A 10,314-nucleotide genomic window follows, 5' to 3' on the forward strand; every position below is an offset into this window, starting at 1 on the left:
GCGCAGCGTTTACGCGCAGCGTTTACAACTTCCTCTGACGCTACATACAAAAATGCCGTTCAGCTCTTAACTGAACGGCATTACACCTTCGGGTGCCCTTTTTTTTTGTGATGCCGTTGCGACTCGGAACGCGCGCGGAGCGCGCTCGGGATTCGCTCAGAACTGCTCGATCCACACCGCCAGGCGATCCGCGGCAAACTCCGCAGTGCGATCGGTGGGGCGGTAGACGATGGAGTCGCCCTCCCGCACGGCCTTGAGCGCGCCGCCGGTTTCGTCCAGCCACAGCAGCCCCGCCAGCCAGGTGGCATGCTGCGCGGACACTTCCTTATCCACCGGTTCGCCCAGGTACTCGGCAAGCGCGGCACCCTGGATCCACACCAGGGCATCGCCATCGCGGCGCACGTTGGCTGCACCTTCCGTTGCGGCCAGCGTCTCGGCCAGTGCCGCCACCGCATCGCCGGCTCCACGGCCGGCGAGCTGCGTGCGCAGCGCGGCGAGCTTGACCGCCACGGCGTGGCCGAAGGTGCCGCTGCGGCGGCTTTCCGCCGCCACCAAGTCGGCGTAGTCCATCAACAGCCAGTCCGGCTCGGGATTCTGCACGCCGACCAGCGCGGCCGAGGCCAGATAGGTGTCCACCGGCTGGAAGCGCTCCGGGCCGATCAGGCTGGCCGACAGCGTGCGGATCAGGCCGATGCGTGCGGCAATGGTCTGCCGCTGCAGCACGCTCAGTTTCTCGCGCAGCAACTGGTCGCGCTCCTTGCGCAGGCCGGCCATCTCAAGCGCCTGCTTGAGCTCCATGCGCAGCGAGGTGATGTCCCACGGCTTCTTGATATAGCGATGGATCTGCCCCTCGTTGACGGCCGCGACCGTATGCTCGATCTCCGAGTAAGCGGTGGTCAGGATCCGCACGATGTGCGGATAGCGCTCGCGCGCGTAGCGCAGCAACTCGTTGCCATACTCGCCCGGCATGCGCTGGTCGGAGACCAGGACCGCAAGGCTGTCCGCGTGCGCATCCAGCAGCGCCTTGCCCTCTTCAACCGAGCCACCGGTCACGACCGGCGCCAGGGCTCCGATGGCACGCTGGAAATACTTGACGGCCGTCGCCTCGTCATCGACGAACAGAATCGCCGGTGATGGTGCCTGCGTGGCATTCGGTTCGTTCATCGATCACTCCTATGCATTCGACTCTTGGTATTGGGGAAATCCAGCGTCACTGTGGTACCCGCACCGGACGTAGACTCGATCCGGATGCCGCCACCGAAAGACTGCATGACACGGTTGCAAAAAATCATGCCCAGTCCGTTGCCGCCGGTACTCGCATGGGTGGTGACCGGATCCACCAGAAGGCGCCCCATCACCTCAGATGGTATGCCCGGGCCGTTGTCGCAGATGCGGATCGCGGCATCGGGCTCGGCCGCCACCACGAAGCGCAGCGAAGGCGAGTCGACGCCGTCGAGCGCCCGCAGCGCATTGGACAACAGCGACGACAGCACCAGCGCCACGCAATTGGGCAGCGTGCGCACGGCAAAGTCGTCATGCATTTCGATCTTTACCCACTCACGCTGCGGCCCGGCAAAGGGGTAGGTGTCGAGCAGCGCGGCGATCAGGCCGCCAGCGGTCACTTCCCGGCTGGCACCCGCTTGCGTGCTCGGCCGGCTGCCGCTGCTGCGCACCGACTGCAGGAACGACGAAATCACGGCCAGGCAATACTGCGCGTTGTCGTGCATCGACGTGGCCGCCTGGCCAATCTCGCTCTGGCGCAGCGGATTGTATTCCGCCGCGATACGGCTTTCGATACCGCGCGCAAAATTTGCGATCGCCGCCAGCGGCGTGTTCAGTTCATGCGCCAGGAAGGCCAGCGTCTCGTCGATCGCCATCAGGCGCTGATGGCGGATCGAGCGTTCGCGATAGCGCTCGGCGGCCACCCGCAGCGCTTCGCGCACCTGGCCCAGCTCGATGGGCTTCTCCAGGATGCGGAACACTTCGCCAGTGTTGACCGTCTGCAACAGCATGTCCTTGTCCGCGTAGGCGGTCACCAGGATGCGCACGATCTGCGGGTACTCGAGCGCAACCTGGCGCAGCAGGTCGCCGCCATCGCGCCCCGGCATGCGGAAATCCGTCACCAGCACGGCGACGCGCGCGCTCTCCCGGCGCAGGATGCGTACCGCTTCGTCGGYGCCGCTGGCGACCAGCACCTCGTACTCCGCGCCGACCGCGCGGGCGAAGTACTTGCATGCCATTTCCTCGTCATCGACGTAGAGCACGGTAAGCCGTGGTTGACGGGCGTCGCTCATGGCATTCTCAGTCGGCTCGGGGCAGGTCGAAGCTGAACGAGGCCCACTTGCCCAGTTCGCTCTCGGCAAACAGCACGCCGCCGTGACGCTCGATCACCGCATAGCTGATCGACAGGCCAAGGCCCAGGCCCTGGCCGACTTCGCGCGTGGTGAAGAACGGCTCGAACACGCGCGCCAGGTGCTCTTGCGCGATGCCCGGCCCGTTGTCCTTCACGGTCACATGCAGCCGGCGCTCGACCCACTTCACGGTGGTATGGATGGCCGGGGCCTGCGTGCCGGCCTTGCGCATGGCCAGCGCGGCGTTGGAAAACAGGTTGATCAGCACGCCGATCACCGCGGCTTCATCGCCCAGCACCAGCGTATCGGTCGGCAGCTCGCGCGTGACGGCCACCCCGCGCAGCTCATGCGCGGTCAGCCGGATCGAGGAATCGAGCGCCTTCTCGAACAGGAAGGGCGTGCCCTCCGCTTCAGCACCGGGCTTGCGATAGGCGAAGGTTTTCAGGTCCGACACGATATGCTGGATGCGTTGCATGCCCTGCTTGGCGTCGACCAGGCACTCCTGCAGCATCGGCTCGTTCTTGGCCACYGGCTCTTCCAGCGCGACCTCGATCGCCATCAGGCAGAAGTTGACCGGGTTGTTGACCTCGTGCAGCAGGCCCGCGGCCAGCGTACCGATGGCGGCCATCTTTTCCTGCTGCAGCATCTGGCCCTTGATGTCGACCAGCTTGCGGTTGATCACTTCGAGCTCGCCGTTCTTCTCCGCCACTTCGGCCTTCAGCCGGAACAGCATGAAGCGCGCCCGTTCATTGAAGAAGGTATAGACCGCGCTGGCCGCCGCGGCGAACAGCAGGAACAGCGAATTGACGATGAAGGTGCCAGCCGGCTCGATGCCGCCGGAATGCAGCACGCAGGCGAGCAGGTAAAACAGGTAGGACAGGATCCCGAAGACCAGGTTCTGCCACAGGCCGAACGGCAGCGCGATGCCAGACGCGAAGATCGCGAGATTCAGCCCGACGTAATACGGCGACTCCACGCCATCGGTATGCCAGATCATCCACGAGATCATGATCTGCGGCAGCAGCAGCCACGACAACGTCAGCCATGGCGCAAAACGGCGCCCTGCCGTGCTGTACAACAGCATCACGATGCCGGCGATCAGCAGCGAAACCAGCACGCGCGCCACGGCGAAGGGCGCCTGCAACTGCGGATACTGGCCGTAGTCCAGCCCCACGCCGAGCAGCACCAGCACGATGGCGGTATAGGCGCCGCCGCGGCTGAAGGCCAGGCGGAAATCCGCCAGCTCGGTCTGGTAACCCGCGTAAAGTTGATTGGTGCTCATGGCTGGGCCGGCTACTGGCGTTTCAGAGGATGATCGCTTCCGCGAACACATTCACCCCGGTCTGGTCGACGTAGAGATTGTGATCACGGGATTGTTCGGGCAGCAGCATACTCATCCTGGCCTCGTCGCGATAGATCAGGTACCACTCCAGCAGGTGTTCCATGCCGAATTTCTCCGGATTGTCCGAATGGACGTTGGTTACCAGCAACTGGCCGCCCGGCCGCGTACGCGCGGCAAAATAGCTCAGCAGGCGGGAACACACCTTATCAGACAGGTAGTCGAACAACCCGGCGCAATACACCGCATCGAACTCGCGCAGCCCGGCGTCGTCTGGCGCGATCTTGCGCTTGAGCAGCTCATGTACCGATTGATGCAACATCTCCACCGACACCTTGTGCCCCGCCGAGGCGGCCGAGCTCTCGATGGAGGACTTGGTGTAAGCCAGGGTCTCCTCGCTGAAGTCGACCAGCTGGAACGACAGCAGCTCGGGCTGCGGATACTCGCGCACGAAGCGCTGGATCTCGAAGGCCGGGCCGCAGCCGACATTGAGGATGCGAAACGGCCTGCCGGCCGCGCGGGCGGCATCGGCCTGGCGCGACAGGAAATCGACCAGCAGGTCGATCCGGTTGCGGTGGGCGGTCGCCACGGCCGCCTTGAGGAAGGCCGTATTGACGATCTGGAAGTAGGTGGTCGGGCCCTGCTGCGGATCGTTCAGGATCTGGTTGACCATCTCATAGTCGCCCGCATAGCCCAGCGGCTTGGTGAAGGTGCGGTAGACAAAGGGAGCGCGCAGCAGCAGCGGATGCAGGGCCGATTGCGCGTATGTGCGGTGCACCGGCGCGATCTCCGCGTCCACCTGCTCGGCCTCGCCTTCAAGCCGGTCGAGGTAGGTCTTGACCTTGAGCATGATTGGCGTGGCGAGCTCGTAGAACACGTCCTCGCGCAGCCGTCCGTCGGTCTTGGGCAGGTTCTCGGTCAGGTCGACCTGCTCGACCCAGCGCGAGACTTCCGAGAGAAACGCGCGCATTTCGTTGACCACGATCTGGTAATCGCGCCGGATATTGAAGCGCGCATCCCAGTCGTTGATGAACAGTTCGGCCTCGCGCCCAACCGATTTGGGTTCATTGGGCAGGTCGCTCAGCTCGCGCCATTCATCGATCAGCGTCAGCGATACCACCGCGGTGAGGCCGGTGTTCACCAGGCTCATCACCACCGCCTTGCCCAGGTAGGCGTTCTTGCTGCCCATGCGCACACTCAGCTCGCTCAGCACCTCGCTGACCTGGACGATCGAGTATGGATTGTAGATTTCCATCACCAGAGCTTTTCTCTGGAGATTGATAATTGTGCCCCGCACCTGCTGGCCCTGCGAGTTGCGGAAACTAACCACCGGATCGATTTGCGTTTGGGAGTACACGGTATTGCGCCAGAGAAATCCGAAAAACGCTGCCGGCCGCCCAGTTCAACATGCATCATTGACTGGCCGGGTACAGCTCGTAGGGCGATGGATCGCTACGCTAGGCCAGTATCAGGGGGTACTGCTGGGATACATGTCGGTAATCGGTTGCGGGCATGGGCGTCCTGATGTTGGCACGCGCGCGACTACACCCTGGTAACTGTGACTGAGACTGAAACTGAAACTGAGTGAGGCTGTACTGGATGAGACTGTAACTGAATCTTAGCGGATCATTGTACTGTGGGCGCCATGTGCAGACAACACAACCTGCGCAAGCCCGCCCGCCGAGCCGGGAACGACGGAAACCGCCGGAAATAAAGCAAAAGGCCGGGAATGCTCCCGGCCTTTTGCCTTGCTGCTTGAATGCGCGGCGCCGCAGGACAAAGCCCGGGCATCGCGCAGCCTGTGCCGTCCGTCCTGGCTGGCCTTTTTAGTCGACGCTTGGTCGGCGCTTAGTCCGCCTTTACGCCTTCGACCTGGATCGCCAGCTTGACCTCGGGCTTGAAGCCCATCTTCACGCCGTAGTCGATACCGAAATCGGCACGGTTGAAGGTGCCCACCGCGTCAGCACCGCAGGCTTCGCGCTTGAGCATCGGATGCTGGATGCACTTGAACTCGCGGATCTCCAGCTTGACCGGCTTGGACACGCCGTGCAGGGTCAGCATGCCATCGACTTCAGTCGGCACATCGCCGTTGAACTTGGAGAACTTGCCCTTGTAGGTGGCTTCGGGGAAGGCTTCGACGTTGAACATGTCAGGGCCCTTCACGTGCTGGTTCAGCTTGCTGTTGCCGAAGTCAACCGAGGCGGGATCGATCTTGATGTCCACCGAGCCGGTCTTCGTGGCGCGGTCCAGCGTCACCACGCCGCTCGACTTTTCGAACTTGCCGCGCCAGGTCGACAGGCCGCCCAGGTGGTCGGCTTCGAAGCTCGGGTACGTGTGGGTGGGATCGAGGTTGTAGGTCACCGTGTTGGCGGATGCGACGCCGACGGCGGACAGGGCCGCGACAGCGGCGAGGATGGTGCGCAATTTCATGAGAGCTCCCGGCAAAAAGTTGGGGATAAACAGCAAAGGAATGGCAGGGAAGATGGGCGCCGCGCGCTTACTTCTTAGCCAAGGTCACGATACGGAATTTGATCTGAACGTCGTCGGCCACCACGGAAGTGTCCTTCCATTCGCCGTCGCCGATGTTGTACACGGTGCGCTTGATCGGCAGCACGCCTTCAAACACCTGGCCGGCGGCATCCTGGCGATAGCTTGCCGGAATCACGACGTCCTGGGTCTTGCCCTTGATGGTGAGCTTGCCCGCCACCTCATACTTGCCGGCGGCGCCGGCCTTGATGCTGGTCGACTGGAACACCGCCTTGGGGTACTTGGCCGCGTCGAACCAGTCGCGCCCCTTGACCTCCTTGGTGGTCTCGGCGTCTCCGATCTCGAAGCTGGACACGTCGATCTCGACCTTGGCCGAGGACGTGGCCAGCTTGGCGGGATCGAACGCGACCGTGGCGTCGAATTTCTTGAACTTGCCCTCCATCGGCACGCCGATCTGGCGGGCCGTCGCGGTGACCGAGCTCTTGGCTGCGTCGACCTGGGCCCAGGCGTAGTTGGCTGCGATGCCGGCAGTGGCCAGCGTGGCTGCCATCAGGAGCGCGCTCGGGCGGGGAATGCGTTTCATTAAAAACTCCTGTCGCTAAGAGGGCCATGCGGCCCTCGGTCATTTATCAGTATGTCGGTACGTCGGTACGTCGGTACGTCGGTACGTCGGCTTACTTGAGGAACGGCAGCATGCGCGCCAGCGTGCCATCGCGCTCGATGAACTGATGCTTGATGGCAGCCGCCGCATGCACTACGACGATCACGGCCATCAGGTAGTTCAGCCAGATGTGGACCAGCTTGAGGATTTCCTTGAGCTCATCGTTCTTCTCGATCAGCGCGGGCAGCTGCCAGATGCCGAAGTAGACCACGGGAACCCCTGAAGCCGAGCTGTACAGGTAGCCCGTGATGGGCACCACCACGATCAGCGCGTAGAGCAGCAGGTGAGCCGCGTGCGCGGCCTTGGCCTGCCAGGCCGGAGTGCCCGCAGCCGGTGCCGGCGCGCGGTGGGTGGCGCGCCACAGCACGCGCAGCACGGCGATGGCAAAGACGGTCACGCCGATCCACTTGTGCCAGGAAAACAGCTTGAGCTTGAGCATCGACAAGCCCGGGATGCTGGTCATGTACAGGCCCAGCCCGAAGGCGGCGAAGATCAGCAGCGCGATGATCCAGTGCAGGCCGATCGCCGTCGCCCCATAGGCGGATGTCGGCTGCGGCGCTGCGGCAGCGCCGGCGTGGGCGCCGGCTTTGGCTTGGGAATGCATGGATAAGGACCCCTGCCCTTGCGGGCGTTTCACTATCTTTTACTGAACGGCAATTACTGCTGCTCCTTGAATTCTCGCATTATTGTGCGGCGGGCAGGTTGCGGAACGGTCCGAAATTCATGAAATCATTCAAACCATTTGAAGTGACATTTCGCCGCAGCCGGCAAGCCGTGCCCGCGCCGGCCGCCCATCAACAAAAAAGCCATCCCCGGGGATGGCTTTTTTTGCACCGCGCCGGCCGGCAGGCCGGGAGCATCACACGCGTTCGGCGAGGCTGGCRGCACGGCCGATATAGGTGGCCGGGGTCATTTCCAGCAGCAGCTTCTTGGCATCGTCGGGGATCGCCAGGCCGGTGATGAAGGTTTGCAGCGCCTCGCGCGAGATGCCCTTGCCGCGCGTGAGTTCCTTGAGCTGCTCGTAGGGATTGGGCACGCCAAAGCGGCGCATGACGGTCTGCACCGGCTCGGCCAGCACTTCCCAGCAGTTGTCGAGGTCCTCGTCCAGGCGCTCGGGGTTGGTTTCCAGCTTGCCCAGGCCGCGCAGGCAGGCCTCATACGCCAGCAGGCTGTAGCCGAAGGCCACGCCCATGTTGCGCAGCACGGTGGAATCGGTCAGGTCGCGCTGCCAGCGCGACAGCGGCAGCTTTTCCGACAAGTGGCGCAGCACCGCGTTGGCCAGGCCCAGGTTGCCTTCCGAGTTCTCGAAATCGATCGGGTTGACCTTGTGCGGCATGGTCGACGAGCCGATTTCGCCGGCCTTGGTGCGCTGCTTGAAGTAGCCCAGCGAGATATAGCCCCAGATGTCGCGGTTCAGGTCGAGCAGGATGGTGTTGGTGCGGGCGATGGCGTCGAACAGCTCGGCCATGTAATCGTGCGGCTCGATCTGGATGGTGTAGGGATTGAAGGTCAGGCCCAGGCGCGTTTCGATCACCTGCTTGGAGAACGCCTCCCAGTCGAAGCTGGGGTACGCCGACAGGTGGGCGTTGTAGTTGCCGACCGCACCGTTCATCTTGCCCAGCAGCTCCACGCGCTGGATGCGCTCGATGGCGCGCGCCAGGCGTGCCGCCACATTGGCCATTTCCTTGCCCAGCGTGGTCGGGCTGGCCGGCTGGCCGTGGGTGCGCGAGAGCATCGGCTGGCTCGCATTGGCATGCGCCAGCTCCACCAGGCGCGCGTGCACGCGTTGCAGCGTGGGCAGGATCACGCCTTCGCGGGCGCCCTTGAGCATCATGCCGTGCGAGGTGTTGTTGATGTCTTCCGAGGTGCATGCGAAATGGATGAACTCGCTCGCGGCTTCCAGTTCGGCGTTGCCCTTGACCTGTTCCTTGAGCCAGTACTCCACGGCCTTCACGTCATGGTTGGTGACCGCCTCGATCTCCTTGATGCGCGATGCCTGGGCTTCGGTGAAGTTGTCCACCAGCGCCAGCAGGGCCGCTTCCGAGGCCGGCGAGAACTTCGGCATGTCGGGCAGGCCGGCTTGCGACAGCGCGATCAGCCAGTGCACTTCCACCTTGACGCGGTTGCGCATGAAGGCCGCTTCCGAGAGCCACTCGCGCAGCGCATCGGCCTTGGAGGCGTAGCGGCCATCGATGGGAGACAGGGCGGTGAGCGGGGAGAGCGAGGAAGAAGACATGCTGGGAGACCGGAGGGATGGAGGGAAGTGGTTACGCAAGCGTGGCCGGGCGGGCAGATTACGCGGGCAAATAGCCGGGCGAGGCCCGCGCGGGCCGAAGTGGCCGGCGACATGGCCGAAACCGCTCTAAAGAGGGGAAAAGACACAAAAACAGGTCCAATTCGCCTCAAAAAGTGAACAATTCGGCGCAAAAACCGACTGACGGCACGACGGAAAGCGGGCATTTTACCATCGCGGCCCGCCTTCTGTGGACGCGTTCGCGGGGCCGGGCAGCGCTCACGTCTCAGCATGGCGACACGGCAGGCAGGCGCCGCGCACGCCCGGCACATCCCGGACGGGGCACGGGTATACTCGCGCTCGCCGATCCGCTAGCCTGTTATGAAGTGCATCGGGCATGCCGGCCGCGCGAGGCGCGACCGATGCACTTCATAACAAGCTCGAGGGGAGTCCATGAAGCTGTATGCATCGCAAACCAGCCCTTACGCGCGCAAGGTGCGCGTAGTGATGGCGGAAAAGAAGATCGATTACCAGATGGTCGAGGTTGACGTGTGGTCGCCGGACACCACCATCTCCCAGTTCAATCCGCTGGGCAAGGTACCGTGCCTGGTCATGGAAGACGGCGGCGCGATTTTCGACTCGCGCGTGATCGTCGAATACGTCGACACCCTGACGCCCGTCAGCCGCATGATCCCGCAGGGCGCCCGCGAACGCGTCGAAGTGCGTTGCTGGGAAGCGCTGGCCGACGGCCTGCTAGACGCCGCCCTGCTGGCGCGCCTGGAACACACGCAACGCGAGCCCGAGCAGCGCAGCGAACGCTGGGTCACGCGCCAGCTCGGCAAGATCGACGCGGCGCTGGTGGCCATCGCCGACGGCCTGGCCGACCGGCCCTGGTGCTCGGGCAACCATTACTCGCTGGCCGACGTAGCCGTGGGCTGCGCGTTGTCGTACCTCGACTTCCGCTTCCCGGACATCGCCTGGCGTGAGCGCCACCCGCGCCTCGCCGTGTACCAGGACAAGCTTGCCAAGCGCCAGTCGTTCATCGACACGGAACCGCCGCGCGCCTGACGCGTCGGTCGACGAGAAGATAAAAACCGGCCATAGAGCCTAATGCCGTTCAGTTAAGAGCTGAACGGCATTTTTGTATGTAGCGTCAGAGGAAGTTGTAAACGCTGCGCCGAAGTGTTAACTTTCGGGCGCGATGCTTTCCAGTCACCTGACCTTCCTGCTCGAAGCGCAACAG

General features: G+C 63.6%; 9 protein-coding genes. 1 reads left to right on the forward strand and 8 read right to left on the reverse strand.

Annotated elements, in window-relative coordinates; all coding sequences use genetic code 11:
- Window positions 1-156: 156 nt before the first annotated feature.
- The 8 genes from AC1DS3_RS29335 to purB all read right to left on the reverse strand — a co-directional run bounded on the left by AC1DS3_RS29335 (window position 157) and on the right by purB (window position 9,074).
- The gene (locus AC1DS3_RS29335) at window positions 157-1,164 is read right to left on the reverse strand and encodes a response regulator (protein ID WP_441641536.1); all 1,008 of its coding nucleotides are present in this window, start codon (window positions 1,162-1,164) and stop codon (window positions 157-159) included.
- The gene (locus tag AC1DS3_RS29340; RefSeq protein ID WP_477128487.1) at window positions 1,161-2,294 is read right to left on the reverse strand and encodes an ATP-binding protein; all 1,134 of its coding nucleotides are present in this window, start codon (window positions 2,292-2,294) and stop codon (window positions 1,161-1,163) included. The genes AC1DS3_RS29335 and AC1DS3_RS29340 overlap by 4 nt, the downstream gene beginning before the upstream one ends.
- Before the next feature lie 7 nt (window positions 2,295-2,301).
- Window positions 2,302-3,633 carry a sensor histidine kinase gene (locus AC1DS3_RS29345; RefSeq protein WP_441641534.1) on the reverse strand — a complete coding sequence of 444 codons (1,332 nt, stop codon included), beginning with the start codon at window positions 3,631-3,633 and terminating at the stop codon, window positions 2,302-2,304.
- Between the two features lie 22 nt (window positions 3,634-3,655).
- Window positions 3,656-5,047 (reverse strand): class I SAM-dependent methyltransferase, encoded by a 1,392-nt coding sequence (locus AC1DS3_RS29350; RefSeq protein ID WP_477128488.1) that lies wholly within the window; start codon window positions 5,045-5,047, stop codon window positions 3,656-3,658.
- Window positions 5,048-5,538: 491 nt separating this feature from the next.
- Window positions 5,539-6,120 (reverse strand): YceI family protein, encoded by a 582-nt coding sequence (locus tag AC1DS3_RS29355; protein WP_441641532.1) that lies wholly within the window; start codon window positions 6,118-6,120, stop codon window positions 5,539-5,541.
- Window positions 6,121-6,187: 67 nt separating this feature from the next.
- A complete protein-coding gene (locus AC1DS3_RS29360) occupies window positions 6,188-6,760 on the reverse strand; it encodes a YceI family protein (RefSeq protein ID WP_441641531.1) in 573 nt (190 codons plus the stop codon).
- A gap of 91 nt (window positions 6,761-6,851) precedes the next feature.
- Window positions 6,852-7,442 carry a cytochrome b gene (locus AC1DS3_RS29365; protein WP_441641530.1) on the reverse strand — a complete coding sequence of 197 codons (591 nt, stop codon included), beginning with the start codon at window positions 7,440-7,442 and terminating at the stop codon, window positions 6,852-6,854.
- A 255-nt stretch (window positions 7,443-7,697) separates the two neighbouring features.
- Window positions 7,698-9,074, reverse strand: coding sequence for an adenylosuccinate lyase (gene purB / locus AC1DS3_RS29370; protein ID WP_441641529.1), 1,377 nt, complete (start codon window positions 9,072-9,074; stop codon window positions 7,698-7,700).
- Between the two features lie 450 nt (window positions 9,075-9,524).
- On the opposite strand from purB, the gene AC1DS3_RS29375 reads away from it, so the two are divergent.
- Complete coding sequence (locus tag AC1DS3_RS29375) at window positions 9,525-10,139, forward strand: glutathione S-transferase family protein (protein ID WP_441641528.1); 615 nt, start codon at window positions 9,525-9,527, stop codon at window positions 10,137-10,139.
- Window positions 10,140-10,314: the final 175 nt, after the last annotated feature.

The sequence above is a fragment of the Cupriavidus sp. 01L46 genome, from assembly GCF_056399905.1.

Coding starts and splice junctions, on each gene's coding strand:
- AC1DS3_RS29335 (WP_441641536.1), bottom strand. CDS start 1,164: ATGAACGAACCGAATGCCACGCAGGCACCATCACCGGCGATTCTGTTC.
- AC1DS3_RS29355 (WP_441641532.1), bottom strand. CDS start 6,120: ATGAAATTGCGCACCATCCTCGCCGCTGTCGCGGCCCTGTCCGCCGTC.
- AC1DS3_RS29360 (WP_441641531.1), bottom strand. CDS start 6,760: ATGAAACGCATTCCCCGCCCGAGCGCGCTCCTGATGGCAGCCACGCTG.
- AC1DS3_RS29365 (WP_441641530.1), bottom strand. CDS start 7,442: ATGCATTCCCAAGCCAAAGCCGGCGCCCACGCCGGCGCTGCCGCAGCG.
- AC1DS3_RS29375 (WP_441641528.1), top strand. CDS start 9,525: ATGAAGCTGTATGCATCGCAAACCAGCCCTTACGCGCGCAAGGTGCGC.